Here is a 22,985-nt window from a genome sequence, read left to right as displayed (position 1 = left end):
TATACCGAATTTGTTCGCTCTTCTATGTAAGAGAACAAGTATCAGTATAGATCAGGAGTGTCAAATTCAATTAAGAGTATAATTAACTAATGTAAAGTTTTACATATAATTAGAACAATGCTTTGATGATGAACCAAACTATGCCGAATACGGTAAGTAGTTTTAAGATCCAAGGAACCGATATATTTGCTTTAACTAAATAATGAACAAGATACAAGACTGCGGCGATACCAATCAAAGCCGTATCGATCCCCGCATTAAAAGAAACGACGGAGTATAGAGGATGTCCACTATCCATTTTCATACCAGCCAAGTTTTTGGCAAATCCAAATCCGGCAAAGAGTCCAGAGCCTCCGGCTAACCATAAGTAAAATTTCTTTTGCTTACTAAATAACGTGTATAAAGAGGTCATGATAATACTAGACGCAACAATTGAATTAACAAAATTATTCGGCAGGGTTAATTGCTGTGAACTCGCCAAAATGAAAGTCAAAGCATGGAATCCCAAAAATACGGACAATACTGCAACGAACTGTTTAACAGATCTGCAGCCAATAATGAATGAAACAATTACCAAAATAGATTCAAAGCCAGTAAATGAATGTATTAAGCCGAGCAGAAAAAAATGCATTAGCGTATAATGTAGCGTCATTTGACCCACCTGAAGCTCATGAAGATCTGCAACGAATACCGCCTCTTTCATTAATTCCCCGATTGCTACGTTTACGTAATTAATGTGCCATCCGTCATAATCAAAAACCAAATCATAGCCTAGATAGAAGTCCTGCGGTTTATTGTAAACCGGATATTCAAGTATCGCTTCCGCAAAAGGTTGAGTCTCGCCTTCCACCTTTACTTGACTAAGCCGCGTAAGCTTTCCTTTAAGAGGTAGGCCATCTGCAAATAAATGGATATTGGAAAGTAGATTTTGTTCTACGGATACAAAAGATTTTTTATTGAACCGCTCAGCCTCCGGAGCTTGTTCATCAATGTCGGCATCCTCGATATCGGCGACTCTCTGTAAATCATACAGATCAATCTGTAGCACATATTTAATTACACTATCTTCATATGAAATCGTTGAGTAAGCCAAGCTGGCTTCACCATGAGCCGAGGACGTGGATGGCCATAATCCAAGTGTTAATCCACAGAAAACGAATGACAATACAAGTAACCTCTTAATCATGTTGAGCCTCCTGAATGGATTGAATAAAGTCAAATCTCATAATATCATTATTGAAAAAAATAAAAAGGTTCTTGAATATAATGAATCTATAGGCTAGATTTAAGGATATATTTTGGGCAGTCGGAGGTATTATATGTTTTCATCGAAAAATGCAAGAGTTATTCTGTTCGCAGTCGTACTTTTGCTCATTACATTCTCGATGTATCTGTTTAGCAAGGCTCCTGAAGTAAAGTACCTGAATGAAGGTGTTGGCACCGGTTCTGTAAAATATGAAAAGGCAAAAGTTTTGCAGGTTATAAGTGAAGATTTACAGAAAGATTCACAAGAACCCGATCTCAAAACTGGAACCCAAGAGCTGGAAGTGAAAATCATTTCAGGAGAACATAAAGGTGACATTCAGACCGTCACCAATCGCGTGAATCTATATAACTATAGTATCGCCAAAAAAGGAAGCATCATAGTTGTAAACATTCAAACTGCTGAGACCGGGAATTATACTGTTTTGGCGTATAATGTTTACAAAACCCCTGTAATTTTGGTTACTATATTGTTATTCTTCGCTGTCTTATGGTGGATTGGCGGAAGAAAAGGACTAATGTCTGTACTGGGTATTGTTTTTACTTTTATGTGCATTTTCTATTTGTTTATTCCAATGCTGTACAGAGGTTATTCTCCTATTATTGCAACCATCTTGGTTGCCGTTCTAATAACAGGCATTTCTTTACTTTTGCTAAATGGTTGGAGCTCGAAATCATGGGCCGCCATATTAGGCACAATAATTGGGTTGGTTATTACTGGAATAATAGCCTATTTATTTCAAACATTTGCGCACATTTCAGGCTACAATATTGATAATGGGGAAACTTTAATCACGATTTCTTATACATCAGGTATGCAGCTCAGAGGATTGCTATTTGCCGGGGTTTTGCTCAGTTCCTTAGGCGCTGTAATGGATATAAGCATTTCAATTGCAGCAGCTGTTCATGAAGTTTATTTAACAAAATCAACCCTAAACAAGAGAGAATTGTATTTGTCCGGTCTAAATTTAGGTCGTGATATAATGGGTACGATGGCGAACACCCTTCTTCTTGCTTTTACAGGCAGTGCACTTAATACACTAATCATCTTATATGCGATGAAGGTACCATTCAATCAATTAATGAATATGAATTATATCGCTATTGAGGTCATGATAGGAATGAGCGGATGTATAGGCATTGTATTAACTGTACCCATTGTTGCATTTATTTCATCCCAAATTATTCCTGTTTATTCCAAAAAGAATTAGGACAAAGTTAAAGCCTAGGCATAGTAACCGCCTAGGCTTTTTATTTTTTAAACGGTTTGCATTCCATTTTCCCAAAAGTTGCATAAATATCAGGGTTCGATCTATAGTTTTTCGAGTGAAATGAATGCGCTTACTTATTATAATTTTCCATGGAAGGTGGTGACAGAATTGAAAGCTCAGCATTGACACGTTAGAAGTTACGTACTGCAGCGAGAATCCATCAAGCAGGTAGTGCCTAAACAAAACGTATCAAATCAAACAATTATTGGGAGGAAGTTAATGATGACGTTTAAGAAAAAAGCTTTAATGGTAATTATGGCGGCTTCAATGAGCTTCGGCTTGTTTGCCTCAACCTCGAGCGCGGCGACGGACTACTGGCAGAACTGGACGGACGGCGGCGGTACGGTTAACGCGACGAACGGATCCGGCGGTAACTACAGCGTTTCATGGACCAATTGCGGGAACTTCGTTGTCGGTAAAGGCTGGGGAACGGGTTCGGCTAGCCGGGTTATTAACTACAATGCTGGCGTTTGGTCGCCGTCCGGTAACGGTTATTTGACTCTTTACGGGTGGACGAGAAACTCGCTCATCGAATATTACGTTGTAGATAGCTGGGGAACATACAGACCTACCGGAACTTACAAAGGTTCCGTGAGCAGCGACGGCGGCACGTATGACATCTATACGGCTCAGCGCGTCAACGCCCCATCCATCGACGGCACAAAAACGTTCACCCAGTACTGGAGCGTCCGCCAGTCGAAGAGAGCGACCGGAAGCAACGTCTCCATCACATTTGCAAACCATGTTAACGCTTGGAAAAACGTGGGCATGAACCTGGGTAGCAGCTGGTCCTACCAGGTGCTGGCGACTGAAGGTTACCAAAGCAGCGGCAGTTCCAATGTAACGGTCTGGTAATCTGTCTATTATCATAGTTTTGGGGAAATTTTAGGGTCAATGAGTAGGGTAAGGTCGGCCTGTCTTGCAACGGACGACCTTACCTGCTTACAGAAGGAGACTATCCATGAGAAAGCTGCTGATATTCCTATGTATAGCCACCATGCTCGTCGCCGCCGCTTGTTCGCAAGACAAGTCCGACAAGAACGTAACGTCTTCCGTACGGAACGATAACTTTGTATTCGTCAAAGGTGGGGTATTTACGAATAAGAAGTCCAATTATTATGGACAACGAGTAGCTTTAAATAGCTTTTATATCGGTAAATACGAGATCACTCAAAAAGAGTGGACAGAGGTCATGGGAAATAACCCCTCGCAATTCAAAGGCGACAACCTGCCGGTAGAGAAGGTAAGTTGGTACGACGCCGTGGAATACTGTAACAAGAGAAGTATCAAAGAGGGCCTTAAACCGTATTACAATATAAATAAGAATACAATCGACCCTACGAATAAGAGCGAATTCGATAACTTAAAATGGACCGTAACTTTCAATGAGGGAGCTAATGGGTACCGTTTACCGACGGAAGCGGAGTGGCAATATGCCGCGGACGGAGGTCAATTAAGCAAGAGCTACACCTACAGCGGAAGCGACAATGCGGATGATGTGGCATGGTATTGGAAGAATGCCGGAGACAAAATGTTGTCGGGCGACTGGAACTGGCCTTTGGTCGAGAACAACCATAATCAAACCAAGCCGATCGGCAACAAAAAACCGAACGAGTTAGGACTTTACGATATGTCGGGAAATGTAAGGGAATGGTGCTGGAACGGGTACGGAGATACGGAGAGCAACAGCACCTCTACCCGGGTCGTTAAGGGCGGCAGTTGGATGGGCGATGTCGGCGATTTGACCTATTTGAATCATTTCGAGGCGAATGGCGTTGGCGCCGATCAAGGTCTTCGCTTAGTTCGCGACAATTAGTAAACAACGATACGGAACTCTAAAATCCGAATGCTATGCGGATGCAGCCCCAATTTGGTTGGGGCTGTATTTTTATTTTCCTGATCAGGGTAGCTGCGAGATTGGTTGCGTCGCTTCGGGTCGAGTTCTGCTATAATGATGGACATTCGTTCCATTTTTATTGCCGTGCGGCAGAAAGAGAGACGCTTCTATGAAAAATCGATTGGCGAGAGTCGGGCTTTTTGCGGTTATCGGGCTATTCGTTCTCGTTCAGATTTACATAGCGCTCGACTCGGAGGTGACTCGGCCGACGCTTCCGGTCAAGGACGGCATCCTGGACGCGAGAGGGTGGGATTTCGACCAAGATGGCATGATGAGGCTGGACGGGACTTGGACGTTCTACCCGAACGTGCTGGCTTCGCCCGACTCGCTGCCCGTAGACAAGGCGATCAACATCCGGGTGCCCGGCAACTGGGATAAATATGCTCCCGAGCAGCGGCTTTTCGGCATCGGCACTTATGAGGCTGTTATATTGCTCGCGCCATCCGCCCCTCCCGTCATCGGCATCAAAGTGACGAATATCCGTATGTCGCACCGGTTGTATGTCAACGGACGTTTACTTCACGAGAACGGAAGGCCGTCGGAGTCGCAGGAGACGGAGAAACCGAACAATACCCCGTATACGGTCTATGCCCCGGTCGAGAACAACCGTCTTCATCTGGTCATCCAGACAGCTAATTTCCATTATTACCAAGGAGGTATCGCGCAACCGATCATCATCGGGGAGCCGGATCAAGTATCCCGCTTCGCCCTGATTAATTTCGGCATCGGCCTGGTCAGCTTCATGATGACGGTTTCTTTCGGTTTGTATTCGTTAGCCGTCTACCTGATGCGTTCCCGGGATCGTCTATACTTGTACGCCGGACTTTTTTTTCTCATCGTCTCGCTCACTGTGGCTTGCGCGGATGAGAAGGTGCTCATGGTGCTGCTCGATTGGTTGCCTTTTACAGTCGCCTACAAGCTGCAAGATTTGTCGTTGTCCGGAGCGCTTATACTGCTGCTCGTCTTTTTCCGGGCGGTGGATCCGGCGTTCGCTTCGAAAAAGGTGTTTCGACTGATGATGGCGCCGATACTGCTTTACTTGACGGCGGTGGCGATCTTGCCGTACCGGACTTACATACCTGTAAAAATGTTGTTTTCGCCCTATCAGCTCGTTATTTGCGGGTTTTCGATCGTAAGCTGGCTTTTGCTGCTCATCAAGGCCCAATCGAGGGAAAATCGCGTGGAGCGGTCGTTGATGTTCGGCACGGCGCTATTTCTGACGGGCAGCTTGCTGTTTCAATATTTGTATCTGGATCAGATTATCGCGAGCAAACGTCTGTCGTTCGTCTCGTACTTCTTTTTTATATCCACGATCAATTTGTATTTGGCCGTCTGCTCGAGAAACGCGCTGCGGCGATCGGAGCAACTGACGGTGCAATTGCTGCAGGCGAACGAGACGAAAAACGAGTTTTTGCAGCGGACGTCGCACGAACTGAAGACGCCGCTGCACGGCATTCGCAATCTGGCCGAACACTTGCTGCGGAAGGAGACGGGGATGCGAGAGGACGCGCGTCGTCATCTCGGCGTCGTCGTGGATACGTCCGAACGGCTGTCGTATATCGTGAACAACTTGATCGATGCGACGCAGCTTCGCAATATGTCGTTTGAAGTACGGTTTTCGTCGGTGGATTTGTCTGCCGTCGCGGAGCATGCGTTGCGGATTATATCTATGCATGTCGGCCCTAAGCCGATCGCGCTGGCGAATCGCGTGCCGTCCCGAACGTTCGTCGAGGCGGACGAGATCAGGCTGCAGCAAATCGTCTACAACGTGCTGTCTAACGCAGTGAAATATTCGAATGAAGGCACCGTCGCCGTCACCGCGAAAGCGCAAAACGGTCGGGTTACGCTGCTGATAGCGGACGAAGGAATCGGCATGACGGAATCCGAGCAAGGAAGCGTATTCGAGGACAGGTATCGCGCGGACGTGGCGGGGCAGCCTCCGATGGATGGCATGGGGCTTAGCCTGTTCGTCAGCCGGGAGCTGGCTCGCCGGATGGGAGGCGCGCTGTATGTTGCGTCAAGCGAGCCGGGGCGCGGAACCGAGATGGCGCTGGAATTGAAGGCGGCGAGGCAGTTACCGGAAGCGTATATTCACGTTACGCCGGATGAACGGGAAGGGGGACTGACGGCAACAGCCTGGCCGGAGCTGGCCGTATCGACGGACGCCGGCGAGCGAGAACGCCGTTCGGTGCTTCTGGTGGACGACGATCCGATGAATCTGGAAGTGCTTCGGCTCATCTTGCAGGATGATTACGATCTGGAAGTGGCGTATGGAGGGGAAGAGGCGTTGGCGCGGCTGAACAACCGCCGGTTCGACCTGATGATTACCGATTATTTGATGCCCGGAATGTCTGGCCTGGAGCTGACGAAACGGGTTCGGGCCAACCACTCCTCCGTGTCGCTGCCTGTTATTATCGCGACGGCTGCATCGCGTGAGGCCGATGTGGAGCTTGCTTATCAGGCCGGAGCGACGGATTATATCGCCAAGCCGTTCTCGGCGGGCGAGATCCGCAAGCGGGTGCAGCTGCTTCTGCAATTGTCCGGCACGATGGAAGCCGCTCTCCGCAATGAGCGAGCGTTCCTCGCGGCGCAAATTAAGCCGCATTTTCTGTACAACGCGCTGAACAATATTATCGCGGCTTGTTATGACGAGCCCGAGCGAGCCGCCGAGTGGCTGAGGCTGCTCAGCCGTCATCTGCGGCGCATGTTCCGGTACGAATCGACGACTCATACGATACCGCTTGAGCAGGAATTGGAACTTATCCGAGATTATGTCGAGCTGGAGAGGTTGCGTTTTGGAGACCGGCTTCGCTTCGAGATTGAGATCGATCCGCCCTTGCTGGCGGAAAATCCGCAAGTGAGAACGTTGCTCATCCAGCCGCTCGTCGAGAACGCGATTTGCCATGGCATTTTCAACAAAATAGGCGCGGGTACGGTGACGCTGAGGATCAGGCACGAAGAAGAGTGCCTGCGCATCGATGTGGAGGACGACGGTATCGGGATCGGTCCGGATGCGGTTCGGCGAATGATTGCCGGGGAGACGTTGAAGGGAGTCGGGCTGTCGAACGTTCGCAGGCAGGTCGCAGCCGTCGAGGGGGCGGATTTCCGCCTCCAATCCGTGGAGGGTGGCGGCACCCGGTGTACGATTTTGCTTCCTGCCCGATTCCAGAAGGAGGTTAAGCAATGGCCTACTCTACGATGATCGTAGAAGATGAACAGCGTATATTGACCTATATGAGAAACCAGCTTGCGGCGTATCCCGAATTCGAGCTACAGGGCTGCTTCGACGTTCCCGAGGAGGCGCTTGCCGCATTTCCAGCGCTGCTACCGGACTTGGCGTTTCTCGATATCCAGATGCCCCGTATGACTGGTCTTGCGCTGGCCGAAAAGCTGCTGCGGATCAAACCGGACTTGAAAATCGTTTTTTTGACCGCCTACGAGCAGTACGCGCTTGACGCTTTCAAGGTCGAAGCGATCGACTATATTCTGAAGCCTATTGGCGGCGACGATATCGAACGCGTGTTGCGCCGGCTGGACAAGCAGCTTCGCCCCGCAGCCGGCACCGCAGTCCCGGCCGCCGCGCGCGCCGAACCGATGATCCGCTGTCTCGGCACATTCGAAGTGATAGGGCGCGATGGCAGCCCGGTGCGTTGGCCGACGAAAAAGACGGAGGAGCTGTTCGCTTACTTCTGGATGAACAAGGACAGACAGATCGACAAATGGGCGCTGATCGACCTGCTGTGGCCCGGTTCGCCCGAAAATAAAGGCGATCGCAATTTATATACCGGTATTTACCGGTTGAAGCAGGTTTTGCAGCATTTGCCGGCTGCCTTCTCTATCGAACGCGGCAATTTTTCCTATCGTTTCCTCGGTCCCGACGGTTTGTCCGATCTGGAAGAGCTGCGCGAACTGGCGAATGACCGCGAGGCGGTAGAACGGCGGACCGAACGCGCGATGGAGCTGTTTCTCGGCTATCGGCAGCCGTTGTTCGGCAGCCGAAGCTACTCGTGGAGCGCGCCGGCGGATGCCGCCGTTGACGAAATGACGAATCGGCTTGGCGAGCGGCTGGCGGAGTGGTGGCGGCGGCAAGGAGATGCCGATCGAGAACGTGCGGTGCTGAAGGCGATCGAAGCGAGGCTGCGCGAAGCGGAATAGCGAAAAAGCTCGTTTTGTGTCATTTTTGTTACGTCCGATTGCTATAATCCTTCTCGATGCAGGTAGGCAACAAGCCAGGCTACGAGAGGGGATTATGTGATGGCAAAAAAATGGATGACAGTATTACTCGCATTCGTGTTGCTGCTTCCAACGGCGGGGATATTCCGTTCGCCCGAGGTGTCGGCGACAGCGATGTTCGAGGGAGGCAGCGGGACTGCGTTAGACCCGTATTTGATCTCCACCCCGGTGCAGTTGAATAACATTCGCAATGCGAATGGATATTTCAAGCTGACGCAAAACATTGACCTGACGGCGTATTTGTCGTCCGGGGGCAGTGGCTACAATGGAGGTAAGGGCTGGATCCCGATTGGTAACATGCCTTTTCTTCCGTTTGGAGGCGTGCTTGACGGGAATGGACATACGATCACAGGCCTTAAAATTAATAGCTCGGATCAGTCAACAGGAATGTTCCAAGGGCTGTCTGGCACGGTCAAAAACCTTGGCATTGTAGAAGCGAATGTTGTCAGTACTCATTCGATTACAGGCATTTTGGTCGGGACTAATGCGAGCGGCACGATTCAAAATTGCTTTGTGACGGGTTCAGTTTCTTCGACGTACGACACAGTGGGGGGCATGGTCGGAGAAAATATCGGGACGATCACGAATTCCTACTCGCTCGCTTCGGTCAGGGGAACTACGAAAGTCGGCGGCCTTGTCGGTAATTACACGTCTAACGGGTATTACACGGTGGGCTTTTCAAATTCGTTTGCCGCCGGATTGGTAACGGCAACGTTACCGACAACAGACAAAGGCGGTCTTGTCGGTGCTTCGTCTCTGGCCGTAGTCAATTCCTACTATGACACTACCAACAGCGGCCAATCCGATACGGGCAAAGGCGTCGGAAAAGATTGGACGAGCATGATGATGCAGACGACTTATTCGGGCTGGGATTTCACGACGGTATGGTCGATCAATGAGCTCGATGATTATCCGAAACTGCGCGTATTCAGCGCACCAACGCCACCAACGGATACGCCGCCGACGGCAGCGCCAACGCTCATGGGCACGGCGCAAGTCGGCAGAACGCTGACGGCAATATCCAATTATAACGATACAGATAGCGATCCGGAGTCCGGCACGACGTATGCGTTCTATCGCTACGATGCGGACGGAACGAGCAACGAAACGCTCGTTCAGGAGGCATCAGATAACAATACGTATACGATTGCCGTAGAGGACCTCGGCAAAGTCATCAAGGTCAAGGTCACCCCGAAAAACGAGAAAGCAACGGGTGCGACGGCGACAAGCGCACCGACGGCTGTCATCGCCGAAGCGCCGATCTACAAAGTATTGAATAATGGGAAAATCCGATTTGGGAATGGCGCTAAAAACTCCGTGAACAGTTCCGGCAACTTGGAACAACCGTTTTATTATGGATCTGTTGAAGACGAATTAGGATGGTATAAATTAACTTACCGTAATAATCCATTGGACAACGCAATCGGACTTGACGGCAACGGAACCTTGTCTGAATGGAATACTAACGGTGTCATCAAAGTAAACCCTGAATTGACAAATCAGGTCATCGACTTATCTGGGTATGTCTCTACTGGACTGAATCAAGGATACGGTACGATAATTTCAACAGGCACGACTACCATTAACGGAAAGACGCTGGAAGTCAAAAATACGTATACGTTAGGTGAGACCTCGTCGTTTGTCAAAATCGTCACCCAAGTTACAAACAAAAGCGGGGCAAAAATAGAAAATTTACGATTCTGGACAGGAACGAAGGACGACTATGTAGGCATTTCGGATACACCTAAAAAAGAAAGGGGCAATTTGGTTAACGGGAATTTTGTTAAGTTAACCGACCCAGCGAATCGGGCAAACGCGCTATTGATTTCTTCGGAAGATACCGGGGTATTGTTTTATTCGACTTCAGCAAAAGCAAACACATCTATTCAAGAGTGTTGCGATTTTGAAAATTCAATTTTTCAAGATCCTTCGACATCTGATATTGAATCGATAGACGATGGAATCGATGACCCCGATGGATCCTATGCGTTATTTATCCGCATGAATGATCTTGATGTTAATGAGAGCGGAGAGTTTACTTGGTATTATGCTGCCGGTGAAATTAGCAAATTGGGAGATATCTCGAACGAAGTTGGGCAAACAACGTCAGCGCCGCCGTCGACCAGCCCCACCACGCCGGTAAGTGCTACGCCGGGAAGTGTTGAAATTCTGGTCAACGGGAAAGTAGAAAGTGCAGGAACAGCAACCACAACTACAGTGAACAATCAAACGGTGACGACCGTTGTGATTGATCCGAAGAAATTGGAAGAGAAGCTCGCAAAAGAGGGTCAACATGCAGTGGTAACGATTCCGGTTACCGCCAAGTCCGATGTTGTCATCGGCGAACTGAATGGTCAAATGGTGAAGAACTTGGAAGGCAAGCAGGCGATTGTAGAGCTCAAAACGGACAAAGCGACGTACACGCTCCCCGCGCAGCAGATCAATATCGAAGCTATATCCAACAAGATCGGCAAGTCGGTCGCTTTGCAGGATATTAAGGTTCAAATCGAGATTGCGGCGCCAACGGCGGATACGGTGAAAGTAGTAGCAAATGCGGCAGAGAAGGGCACGTTTACGCTTGTCGTTCCGCCGGTAGAATTTACGGTTAAAGCCACATACGGTGAGCAGACAATCGAAGTTTCCACTTTCAACGCCTATGTGGAAAGAACGATTGCGATCCCGGATGGCGCCGGCCCGAGCAAGATTACGACGGGCGTGGTAGTCGATCCGGACGGAACGGTACGCCATGTGCCGACTAAGGTCGTATTGATTGATGGCAAGTATTATGCAAAAATCAACAGTTTGACCAACAGCACGTACTCGGTAGTATGGCATCAGCTTCAATTTTCCGATGTTGCGAACCATTGGGCGAAAGACGCCGTCAACGACATGGGTTCGCGGATGGTCATCGAGGGTACGGGAGGCAGCATGTTCAGTCCAGGCAAAGATGTCACCCGTGCGGAATTTGCGGCCATTATGGTTCGCGGATTGGGATTGAAGCTGGAGAATGGAGTAGTGCCATTTTCTGATGTGAAGTCGTCGGATTGGTACAGCAGCTTTGTCAATACTGCTTATGCGCACCACTTAATCAGCGGTTTTGAAGACGGTACATTCCGACCGAATGACAAGATTACTCGTGAACAGGCGATGGTGATTCTCTCCAAAGCGATGACGATTACCGGGTTGAAGGGCAAGTTATCCGTTCAATCGGCAGACGCGACGCTTCGTTTGTTCGCAGATGCGTCAGAAGTATCTGCATGGGCGCAAAGCAGCGTTGCGGATAGCGTGCAGGCTGGCATTGTATCTGGACGTAGCGCTGCTAAACTTGCACCGAAGGATTACATGACCAGGGCCGAGGTTGCAACTATTATTCAGAGTCTATTACAAAAATCCGGTCTAATTTAAGTAAAGAAATCCTCGCAAGATAGAACGATTCAATGATCCCTTCCCAGCAGGATGCTTTCGACCTGGGGAAGGGATTTTTTTCGTGAATACAGAAACTGTGATGCCGTTCGGGAACGTGCGGTGCTGAAGGCGATCGAAGCGAGGCTGCGCGAAGCGGAATAGCGAAAAAGCTCGTTTTGTGTCATTTCTGTTACGTCCGATTGCTATAATCCTTCTCGATGCAGGTAGGCAACAAGCCAGGCTACGAGAGGGGATTATATGATGGCAAAAAAATGGATGACAGTATTACTCGCATTCGTGTTGCTGCTTCCAACGGCGGGGATATTCCGTTCGCCCGAGGCTTCGGCGACAGGGTTGTTCGCAGGAGGCAGCGGAACCGAGGGAGATCCGTATTTGATCTCCACCACTGCGCAGTTGAATAACATTCGATATGTGTTGGATGGACATTTCAAGCTGACGAATAACATTGAGCTGATTCAAGACATTGACCTGACACAGAACTGGACCCCGATCGGCTTCCCGAATTTCGCTCCCTTTAGTGGCGTGCTCGACGGGAATGGATATACTGTCTCAGGCATTACAATTAATAGTTCGTCGCAGCAAACGGGATTGATCGGAGGGCTTACCGGCACGATCAAAAACCTTGGCGTTGTAGAAGCGCAAGTTATAAGCAGTCAAACGCGCACGGGCATTTTGGTCGGGCAGAGTTCGGGGGGCACGATTCAAAATTGCTATGTGACGGGTTGGGTTTCTTCGTCGGTCGACAGAGTGGGGGGCATGGTCGGAGAAAATAACGGGACGATCACGAATTCCTATTCGCTCGCTTCGGTCAGCGGAACTACGAAAGTCGGCGGCCTTGTCGGCAATAACCTGTATGACGAGGAAAACGCGGGGCGCATTGAAAATTCTTTTGCCGCCGGTTTGGTAACGGGAACGCCGTCGAAGACGGGCGGTCTTGTCGGTGCTTCGCCGACTGAAACCGTAGTCAATTCCTTCTATGACGCCACCACCAGCGGCCAAACCGATACGGGCAGAGGTGTCGGTAAAAATACGTCAGATATGAAGAAACAGGCGACGTATACCGGGTGGAATTTCACGACGGTATGGTCAATCAACAATGATTATCCGAAACTGCGCGTATTCAGCGCACCAACGTCGCCGCCGGACGCGCCACCGACGGCAGCGCCGACGCTCTCGGGCATGGCGAACGTCGGCAGCACGTTGACGGCAGCGTCCGGTTATGCGGATGTGGACGGCGATGCAGAGGCAGGAACGACGTACGCTTTTTATCGTTATAACGCGGACGGAATAACCGGCGAGACGCTTGTACGAGCGGCATCCGCGATTAATACGTATTCGATTGCCGCCGCGGACCTCGGCAAAGTCATCAAGGTCAAAGTCACGCCGAAAAACGCGAAAGCGACGGGCGTGACGGCGACAAGCGCGGCGACGGCAGTCATTGAAGAAGAGTTGCCGATCCCCATTTCGACGGCAGTCGAACTAGACGCGATTAGAAATAATTTGTCCGGGAATTACATCCTTATGGCGGATATCAATCTAACGAGCTACTTGTCTTCCACCGGCGCAGGCTATTACGGCGGAAGAGGCTGGATTCCGATCGGGAATACGTTCAATACGTTCACAGGTCAATTTGACGGAAACGGTCATACCATCACCGGGATGAAAATCGATCGCACCGACACGTCTCCGGTCGGATTATTCGGAAAAACCGAAACAATGGCGAAGATTACGCGAGTCGGGCTCGTGAATGTCGATATCAAGGGACTGGGAAGTGCCGGCGGCCTTGTCGGCATAAATACGGGCGCCATTTCCGAGAGCTACGTCACGGGGAGCATCTTCGTTTCGTCGACGATTGCAGGAGGTATTGCCGGCGAAAACAACGGTACGATCGCAAACAGCTATGCGACTGCGAGTATTCACTCGACGAACACCAGCACCGGAGGATTAGTCGGAGGGTTAGTCGGAAAGAATGCGGCGCTCGGCCCGTCTATGCCGGCAAACGTAACGACTTCATACGCCGCGGGCATCGTTTCGGGCAAAGTTTCGACCGGCGGCTTAATCGGCGATTATTCGGGTCACATGGTTGGCAATTCGTATTACGATAAAACCATTTCCGGTCAATCGGATACGAACAAAGGCATCGGAAAGACGACGACGGAAATGACCGCGCTAGCGACCTTCGTAGGCTGGGATTTCGACGATACTTGGACTATGAATCCGAATACCGGATTTCCAAGCCTTCGCGCGTTCGCGCCTGCAGATGCGTTGCCAACGGCGTCGCCGACCCTTACGGGCACGGCGCAAGTCGGCAGCACGCTTACGGCAGCGTCCGGTTATGCGGATACGGACGACGATGAGGAGTCCGGCACGACGTATGCGTTCTATCGCTACGATTCGAACGGTACGAGCGGAGAGACGCGTGTACAAGAGGCATCGACGACGAATACGTACACGGTTACGGTTGCGGACGTCGGCAAAGTGATCAAAGTCAAGGTCACGCCGAAAAACGCGAAAGCGACGGGCGCAACGGTAACGAGCGCGCCGACGGGGATCGTTCCGCGACTGGCGACGGAAATTTCTTTGGCGCTAGACCCGGCTTCCGTAACGACCAACGGGTTGAAGTACGGTTCGACGTTTACGCTTACCGCAACTGTTGGACCGGCCTCCGGCACGGGAGCGGTTCCGAACGGCGATTTGAGGTTTTATATGGGCGTGAAACTGCTGGGAACAGAGGAGTGGGACTATAAACTGCTGGACACAGGGGAGCTGAACGACCACGGCGTGGCTACGTTGACCGTGTCTGATTGGTCGCAACTGTCGAACCCCGGAAATTCGCCATACGAAGGTAAACTTCAAGCCAACTACAACGGCATCTCTCCGTATGAAGCAAACGGAATCGGAATTCAGATCAAGGTCTATGACAAAATCACGACGACGGTTACGCTCTCCAGCGATCATGAAACGGCAACGGCCGGACAATCGGTCAAGCTGACGGCGCTAGTAGAGGCGGATGATGATTTACGCGGCGTGCCAACCGGTTCCGTTACTTTCAAAAAAGGAAATACGACGCTTGGCACGGCGACGTTGGACGAGCACGGAAAAGCGGAATGGACGACGACGGCTCTGCCTGTCGGCGAAAACGGAGAGATTACGGCGGAATATACGGGGGCGGGCGATCATCTCGGAAGCGCGTCAGCCGACTTGACCGTGACGGTTACGCCCGCGCCATCGAGCGGCTCTGCGCCGGCCAAAGAAGAGATCAAAGTCGACGTGCAGAGCGGCGCCGGCACGAACGGCGCGGTCGTCGCGCAGACGATCATCACCCGTACGACGGACGCAAGCGGCAAGAAAAAAGACGAAGTGAGCCTGACGCCGGAACAAGCCGGGGATGTGATTCGCCAATTGCAGCAGGGCGGCGCCCGTTCGGCAACGCTCGTCATTTCCGACGCGAAGGACGAAGTCGCGGAATTGAACGTCAAGCTCCCGAAAGCGGCTACCGATAAACTCGCGGGAGAGAAGGTCGGATTGTCTATTTTCGCTAACGACGTTCATATCGGCATCCCGAGCGGCTCGATGCAAGGACTGTCCGACGATACGTATTTCCGCGTCGTTCCGATCAAGCAAGAGGACGAGCGCAAGGCGGTCGAACAGCGCGCGAAAACCGAACAAGCGGCGAAACTTGCGATCGGGACCGGAGGCCTTAGCGTCATCGGACGTCCGATGACGATCGAGACGAACATGCAGAGCCGTCCGGTAGAACTCGTGCTTCCGCTCGGAAACGCAAATCTTACCGAAGAACAGAAAAAAGATCTCGGCATCTTCATCGAGCATAGCGACGGGACGAAAGAATTCGTGCGGGGCGAATTGGTCAGCTACAATTCATCAGGCGCGCTTGGCCTGCGAATTACGGTGAGCAAATTCAGCACGTTTACGATCGTGAATCTGCCCGGTTGGAGCGTCGCGTTGTCCGCCACGGCGCATAACCCGTACATTTTCGGCTATGGCGACGGCACTTTCAGGCCGAACAGCGCGATCACCCGCGCCGAATTGGCAGCGATTCTGGTGCGCGCTTTCCCTGTGAAATCCGCGAATACGGCACTTTCTTTCGCGGATGTGCCGGACAAGCACTGGGCGCGTTCGGCGATCGCCCAGACTACGGCGGCAGGACTGCTGAAAGGGTATCCTGACGGCACCTTCAAACCGGATCAGGCGATAACGAGAGGCGAGATGGCCAGTATTGCGGCCAGGCTGCTTGGCGGCTCCGATGCGAACGGCGCAGGCGACAAAGGCGGCAGCTTCGCCGACATTAAAGGTCACTGGGCGCAGGCTTCCATCGAAAGGGTGCAAGCTGCGGGTATAATCGTCGGTAATAGCGACGGCAATTTCCATCCTGACGACAAGCTTACGCGCGCCCAGGCGGTAGTTATCGTCAATAAGCTGCTCGGATGGAAGCCTCAAGCTTCCGAACCTGCGAAATGGACGGATGTTCCTGCGGCGCACTGGGCGTTTGACGCGATCCAGGAAGCCTCCGGCCAGGCCGTGAAGCATTAGACGCCATTAAAACATAGCCATTTGCAGCGAACGCTGCCGGAAATGGCCTATACCAAACAGGGAGACGCGGCTGATGAGGCCGCCGTCTCCCTGTTTAGTATTAAATCGTCCGACGCGGGTTCCTTTTTATGTGTTGCAACAATTTTGCAACATCACCCCTTTTATAATCATCGTACAGTAAATCAGCATGAAGGCGGGTGGAGGATAACAATGATCAAACGTTGGATATCGATCGTCATCGTATTTTCTATAATTTTGGCTACAATTCCTCAAAAAGCTTTTGCAGATTCTCTTGACGGGTGGAATATCCGGAGTCCGTTGCCTACGAGTGATCAATTAAGCAGCATCGCATTCGGAAAGAGCACATACGTGGCGGTAGGGATCAATGGAACGATTGTGACCTCTCCCGACGGAGTAAATTGGACGAAACGATCAAAATCAAGTATCAACACCTATCAACTGCTTGGCGTCACATTCGGGAACGGTATTTTTGTGGCGGTAGGGGTAAACGGAACGATTCTAACCTCCAGCGACGGAGTGGACTGGACGAACCAATCAAGCGGTACGACCAAATATTTAACGAGCGTCGCCTATGGAAACAACAAGTATGTGGCGGTAGGGGCTAATGGAACTCTTGTAACTTCGAGCGACGGAACGAATTGGACGGCGAATCAAGCGCTCGGTCAATCGAATGCTCCTGAAGGCGTCACTTTTGGGAACAACAAGTTCGTGGCTGTTGGTGGTGGCGGAATAACCTGGACCTCCAGCAACGGAACGAGCTGGACGGTGAACCCAACAATCGGTTCTCCGATATTTCTATATGGGGTTTCCTATGGAAGTACCAAATATGTGGCGGTAGGTATAGATGGAGCCATCTGGGCTTCTGGCGACGGAACGACTTGGACGAAGCAAACGAGCAATACTTCGAATACTCTAAATGATGTCGGTTTCGTCAACAGCACGTTTGTGGCAGTGGGTGACAATGGAACGATTGTGACCTCCAGTAACGGAACGAGTTGGACGAACCGGACAAGCGGCTCTGGCACAACAAATAATTTGCAGGGCGTAACTTTCGCAAGCGGCAAATATGTTGCGGTAGGGGCGTTAGGAACGTTATTGAACTCCAGCAATTTGACGAACTGGACGAATCAAATGACAGGCTTTACGGCTAATCTAGGCGGGGTTGCCTACGGTAAAGGGACGTATGTAGCGGTAGGGGAGAAAGGCGTGGTCCTAACCTCCACCGATGGAGTTAACTGGACGAGTCGAACGAGCGGAATTACGAGCACCTTAGTTGACGTCACCTACGGAAATGGCATTTTTGTGGCTACAGGGGGGGGCGGGGAGATTGTGACTTCCAGCGACGGAGCGAGCTGGACGAGTCGAACGAGCGGCGTTACGGTTACTATAAATGGCGTCACCTACGCCAACGGCAAGTTTCTGGCCGTAGGGTACAATCAAAATATTTTGACCTCCATTGACGGAGAGATCTGGACGAGAACGAACGGCCCCGTGAGTTCTCCGCTAAGAGCAATCACCTACGGAAATGGCACATTCGTGGCGGTGGGAGACGTGGGAGTAACCGCGAACTCCAGCAACGGAGCAACTTGGTCTAGCCGATCGATGGGCAGTTCGATTTATCTATATGGAGTCGGCTATGGAAATGGCACGTTTGTGGCGGTCGGGCAAACTGGAAAGATTGCAACCTCCAGCAACGGGGCGATCTGGACGAGTCAAACAAGCGGAACTACGAATCTACTATCCGGCGTAACCTACGGAAACGGCTCCTTTGTGGCGGTGGGAGAGAAGGGGACGATATTGACCTCCAGCAACGGAGTGAATTGGACAAATCGTTCAATCGACACTGCCAGTGGTCTATTAGGTGCTGCATTTGGAAACAACACCTTTATGTTAATAGGGGGAGGCGGTCTGATCGTGCAAACCGATCCCGTGCCTCAGCCCATTAATAGCGTAAGCGTCAGTCCGGATAGCGCGAGCGTAATGCAAGGAGGAAGCAAGCAACTTGCGGTTGCGGTAGATGCGAATGTTGGCTTCGCAACGACGGTTACCTGGTCGAGCAACGACGTCGGCAACAAGGTAGCGGTGAGCAACACAGGGAACGTGACCGTCGCAGCCGATGCAACGCCGGGAGATTATACGATCACGGCAACGTCAACGGTGGATGAAAGTAAAAAAGGGACGGCAACGATTACCGTCACTATAGCTCCGGCAGTCAACAGCGTAAGCGTAAGCCCGACTAGCGCTAGCATAGTACAAGGAGGCAGCGAGCAGCTCACGGCGACAGTAACGGCGGTTGGCGGTGCGGCGACGACGGTCAATTGGACGAGCAGCGACAGCGGAAACAAAGTGGCAGTGAGCGTGAGCGGTTATGTAACGGTCGCGGCCGATGCCACGCCGGGCATTTATACGATCACGGCAACGTCAACGGTTAACAGCGGCAAAAAAGGAACGGCGACGATTACGGTCACCGAAACGCCGGCAATCTTAGGAGTAAGCGTCAGCCCGCCTAACTTTAGCCTGGCGCAAGGAGGCAGCAAGCAGTTCTTGGCTGGCGTAGCTTCGGTTGGCGGCGCGGATAGGACGGTCACGTGGACGAGCAGCGATGCTAGCGACAAGGTGGCGGTAAACGGTAGCGGCTTCGTAACGATCGCGGCGGATGCCGTGCCGGGCACGTATACCCTTACGGCAACGTCTACTGTAGACAGCAGCAAAAAAGGAACCGCGACGATAACGGTCACCGCGGTGCCGGCAATCACCAACGTGAGCGTTACACCGGTTAGCGCAAGCGTCGTGCAAGGAGGCAGCAAGCAGCTCGCGGCTAATGTAACTGCGGTTGGCGGTGCGGCGACGACGGTCACGTGGACGAGCAGTGACGATAACAAAGTGGCGGTGAACGGCGCAGGGAAAGTGACGGTCGCAGTCGATGCAGCGCCGGGAGATTATACGATCACAGCGACGTCAACGGTAGACGTTACTAAGAAAGGCACCGCTACCATAACGGTCACCGCAGTCGTAGCGCCAGCCATCAACAGCGTAACGGTCAGCCCGACTAGCGCCAGCGTGGCGCAAGGAGGAAACAAGCAACTAGCGGTCGAGGTGGATGCGGTAGGCGGCGCATTGACAACCGTCACGTGGACAAGCAGCGACGCCGGCAACAAAGTGTCGGTGAACGGCACGGGCTACGTAACGGTAGCAGCGGATGCCGTACCGGGCACTTATACGATCACGGCGACGTCGACGGAGGATACAACGAAGAAAGCCTCCGCGACGATAACGGTCACAGTGGCGCCGATAACACCGGCAATCACCAGCGTGAGCGTTACCCCGACTAGCGCCAGCGTGGCGCAAGGAGGCAGTAAGCAGCTCACTGCGACAGTCGCGGCTGTTGGCGGCGCAGCGGAGACGGTCGAATGGACGAGCAGCGACGCCGGCAACAAAGTGTCGGTGAACGGCACGGGCTACGTAACGGTAGCAGCGGATGCCGTACCGGGCACTTATACGATCACGGCGACGTCGACGGAGGATACAACGAAGAAAGCCTCCGCAACGATAACGGTTACCGCCGCGCCGATAGCACCGGCAATCACCAGCGTGAGCGTTACCCCGACTAGCGCCAGCGTGGCGCAAGGAGGAAACAAGCAGCTCACTGCGACAGTCACGGCGGTTGGCGGCGCGGCGGATACGGTCGAATGGACGAGCAGCGACGCCAGCAACAAAGTGTCTGTGAACGGCACGGGCTACGTAACGGTCGCAGCGAATGCCGTGCCGGGCACTTATACGATTACGGCGACGTCGACGGAGGATACAACGAAGAAAGCCTCCGCGACGATAACGGTTACAGCGGCGCCGATAACGCCGGCAATCACCAGCGTGAGCGTTACCCCGACTAGCGCCAGCGTGGTGCAAGGAGGAAACAAGCAGCTCACTGCGACAGTCGCGGCTGTTGGCGGCGCAGCGGAGACGGTCGAATGGACGAGCAGCGACGCCGGCAACAAAGTGTCGGTGAACGGCACGGGCTACGTAACGGTCGTAGCGAATGCCGCGCCGGGTACATACACGATAACGGCGACGTCGACGGAAGATTCCAGTAAAAAAGCAACGGCGACGATCACGGTCACGGCAGCGGCTACTTATACGATCGCTGCCATAACGAATCAAACGTTATCGGACCTAACGCAAGGATACGTCTCTAGCGCTAAAGAAGCGAGAACCGTTACCCTCAATAATACCGGCACCGGCAATCTGACGAATCTGACGGTAACCCTTAGCGGCGCGAACGCGAACGATTTTGAATTTACGGTGCCGAGTTCATCATTAAATAGCGGTTCATCGACAACCTTCGATATTTTTGCAATAGACGGTTTGTCTGCGAACACTTATACGGCAACGGTCACGGTATCAGCGGATCATATGACTCCCGTCTCGTTTACCGTTACGCAGTCGGTAAATAGGCCGAATGCTCCCGCCAATCCGCAAAATCTGACCGCAACAAGCGATGACCGTCAAGTTACGCTGAGCTGGAGCGCAGTATCGGATGCGACGCAGTATCATATTTATATGGCAACGGATGCAGACCCCGATAACTTCGTCAAAGTCGCGACGGTCTCTTCTTCGCCCTACAGCGTAGAGAACTTGGTCAACGGCACGGGCTATCGCTTCGTGGTCAAGGCGGAAGGCCCGGGAGGGCTAGGCGGGGCGTCGAATCAAGCGAGCGCGACTCCGTCTACCGTCCCGGGAGCGCCGACGAACATAACGGCAGTCGCAGGCGACGGGCAAGCGGTTATCACGTTTACGTATCCGACCGATACCGGCGGAAGCGATATTACGGGATATGAAGTGACCGCTTCGCCGGGAGGCGTTACGGTGATCGGAGGAACAAGTCCGATTACGCTTACCGGATTGACGAACGGGACGAGCTATACGTTTAATGTAAAAGCGATCAATGGAGCGGGCAGAAGAAGCGATGCCTCCGCGCAATCGAACGCCGTTGTTCCGATAGTGTCCGTTACGCCATCTCAGCCTTCTGTTCCAACGACACCGGCCGATACGAATCCGGACGTTGATATCCTTGTTAACGGGAAAGTCGAAAATGCGGGCACGGCCACGATCGCGAAGAGAAACGATCATACCGTAATTACGGTGGTCGTGGATCAGAAGAAACTGGACGAGAGACTTGCCGCGGAAGGCCGGCATGCCGTAGTCACGATTCCGATCAACAAAGCATTCGACATCGTCGTTGGCGAGTTGAACGGTCAAATGGTGAAGAGCATGGAAGACAAGCAAGCCGTTCTGGAAATTAAGACGGATACGGCGACGTATACGCTGCCGGCGCAGCAGATCAACATCGGCGCGATATCCAAACAGATGGGCAAGTTAGTCGCCCTGCAAGACATCGTGGTGCAGATAGAAATCGCCGCGCCGACAGCGGATACATGGAAGGTAGTAGAGAACGCGGCAGTGAAAGGCACGTTCACGCTTGTGCTTCCGCCGCTGGATTTTACGATTAGAGCCACATACGGAAATACAAGCGTTGAAGTATCGAAGTTCAACGCTTATGTGGAAAGATCGATCGCCATCCCGGTCGGAGTCGACCCGAACAAGATTACGACAGGCGTCGTTGTCGAGCCGGATGGAACGGTTCGTCATGTACCGACTAAGATCGTTATCATCGATGGCAAGCATTACGCTCAGATCAACAGCTTAACCAATAGCACTTACTCCGTCGTCTGGAATCCGCACGAATTCCAAGATGTCGCGAACCACTGGGCGAAAGCCGCCGTAAACGACATGGGATCGCGGATGGTCATTGAGGGGACGGGCGGCGGCCAGTTCAGTCCCGATCGCAATATTACCCGATCCGAGTTTACAGCCATTCTTGTACGCGCATTGGGATTGAAGCTGGAAAACGGAACATCGGCGTTCTCCGACGTGAAGACGACGGATTGGTTCAGCAGCGCGATCAACACGGCATACGCGTATCAGTTGATTAGCGGGTTTGAGGACGGTACGTTTCGACCAAATGATAAGATTACCCGAGAACAGGCCATGAAAATTCTCTCCAGAGCGATGACGATTACCGGACTGAAAGCAAAGCTGTCCGCTCAATCGGAAGAGGCAACGCTTCGTCCGTTTGGAGATGCGTCAAACGTATCCGGCTGGGCGCAAAGCAGCGTTGCGGACAGCGTGCAGGCCGGGCTTGTATCTGGACGAAAAGCCACCGAGCTTGCGCCGAAGGCACTCATCACTAGAGCTGAGGTCGCAACCATGATTCAAAGACTATTGCAACTATCGGACTTGATTTAAACTGAGGGAGGGGGCGAGAT

9 protein-coding genes are annotated in these 22,985 nt (G+C 51.9%); 8 read left to right on the top strand and 1 reads right to left on the bottom strand.

The annotated features are described in order from the left end of the window. Positions 1 to 109 precede the first annotated feature (109 nt). On the bottom strand, positions 110 to 1,186 hold the full coding sequence (locus D7Z26_RS24755; protein ID WP_120979717.1) for a HupE/UreJ family protein: 1,077 nt from the start codon (positions 1,184 to 1,186) through the stop codon (positions 110 to 112). A 133-nt stretch (positions 1,187 to 1,319) separates the two neighbouring features. On the opposite strand from D7Z26_RS24755, the gene D7Z26_RS24750 reads away from it, so the two are divergent. The 8 genes from D7Z26_RS24750 (at position 1,320) to D7Z26_RS27600 (ending at position 22,965) form a co-directional block, all read left to right on the top strand. Continuing rightward, on the top strand, positions 1,320 to 2,474 hold the full coding sequence (locus D7Z26_RS24750; protein ID WP_120979716.1) for a YibE/F family protein: 1,155 nt from the start codon (positions 1,320 to 1,322) through the stop codon (positions 2,472 to 2,474). A 279-nt stretch (positions 2,475 to 2,753) separates the two neighbouring features. Beyond that, positions 2,754 to 3,389, top strand: coding sequence for a glycoside hydrolase family 11 protein (locus D7Z26_RS24745; RefSeq protein ID WP_120979715.1), 636 nt, complete (start codon positions 2,754 to 2,756; stop codon positions 3,387 to 3,389). A 106-nt stretch (positions 3,390 to 3,495) separates the two neighbouring features. After that, positions 3,496 to 4,350: a formylglycine-generating enzyme family protein gene (locus D7Z26_RS24740; protein WP_120979714.1), complete on the top strand. Its 855-nt coding sequence runs from the start codon at positions 3,496 to 3,498 to the stop codon at positions 4,348 to 4,350. A 190-nt stretch (positions 4,351 to 4,540) separates the two neighbouring features. Then, a complete protein-coding gene (locus tag D7Z26_RS24735) occupies positions 4,541 to 7,633 on the top strand; it encodes an ATP-binding protein (RefSeq protein WP_120979713.1) in 3,093 nt (1,030 codons plus the stop codon). Then, positions 7,615 to 8,586, top strand: coding sequence for a response regulator (locus D7Z26_RS24730; RefSeq protein WP_120979712.1), 972 nt, complete (start codon positions 7,615 to 7,617; stop codon positions 8,584 to 8,586). Before D7Z26_RS24735 ends, D7Z26_RS24730 begins: the two co-directional genes overlap by 19 nt. Positions 8,587 to 8,685: 99 nt before the next feature. Then, positions 8,686 to 12,069: an S-layer homology domain-containing protein gene (locus D7Z26_RS24725; protein ID WP_120979711.1), complete on the top strand. Its 3,384-nt coding sequence runs from the start codon at positions 8,686 to 8,688 to the stop codon at positions 12,067 to 12,069. Between the two features lie 261 nt (positions 12,070 to 12,330). Beyond that, the gene (locus D7Z26_RS24720; protein WP_158602434.1) at positions 12,331 to 16,641 is read left to right on the top strand and encodes an S-layer homology domain-containing protein; all 4,311 of its coding nucleotides are present in this window, start codon (positions 12,331 to 12,333) and stop codon (positions 16,639 to 16,641) included. Positions 16,642 to 16,851: 210 nt separating this feature from the next. Further along, positions 16,852 to 22,965 (top strand): Ig-like domain-containing protein, encoded by a 6,114-nt coding sequence (locus D7Z26_RS27600; RefSeq protein ID WP_199731777.1) that lies wholly within the window; start codon positions 16,852 to 16,854, stop codon positions 22,963 to 22,965. Positions 22,966 to 22,985: the final 20 nt, after the last annotated feature.

Source organism: Cohnella endophytica, assembly GCF_003628305.1.
Classification (GTDB): Bacteria; Bacillota; Bacilli; order Paenibacillales; family Paenibacillaceae; genus Cohnella; species Cohnella endophytica.
The sequence above is the reverse complement of the archived record's forward strand: the minus strand, read 5'-3'. Positions and strand labels throughout refer to the sequence as shown.

Bases quoted from the DNA above. Each gene is read 5' to 3' on its own strand.
- D7Z26_RS24755 (WP_120979717.1), bottom strand. From the start codon at position 1,186: ATGATTAAGAGGTTACTTGTATTGTCATTCGTTTTCTGTGGATTAACA.
- D7Z26_RS24750 (WP_120979716.1), top strand. From the start codon at position 1,320: ATGTTTTCATCGAAAAATGCAAGAGTTATTCTGTTCGCAGTCGTACTT.
- D7Z26_RS24745 (WP_120979715.1), top strand. From the start codon at position 2,754: ATGATGACGTTTAAGAAAAAAGCTTTAATGGTAATTATGGCGGCTTCA.
- D7Z26_RS24740 (WP_120979714.1), top strand. From the start codon at position 3,496: ATGAGAAAGCTGCTGATATTCCTATGTATAGCCACCATGCTCGTCGCC.
- D7Z26_RS24735 (WP_120979713.1), top strand. From the start codon at position 4,541: ATGAAAAATCGATTGGCGAGAGTCGGGCTTTTTGCGGTTATCGGGCTA.
- D7Z26_RS24730 (WP_120979712.1), top strand. From the start codon at position 7,615: ATGGCCTACTCTACGATGATCGTAGAAGATGAACAGCGTATATTGACC.
- D7Z26_RS24725 (WP_120979711.1), top strand. From the start codon at position 8,686: ATGGCAAAAAAATGGATGACAGTATTACTCGCATTCGTGTTGCTGCTT.
- D7Z26_RS24720 (WP_158602434.1), top strand. From the start codon at position 12,331: ATGGCAAAAAAATGGATGACAGTATTACTCGCATTCGTGTTGCTGCTT.
- D7Z26_RS27600 (WP_199731777.1), top strand. From the start codon at position 16,852: ATGATCAAACGTTGGATATCGATCGTCATCGTATTTTCTATAATTTTG.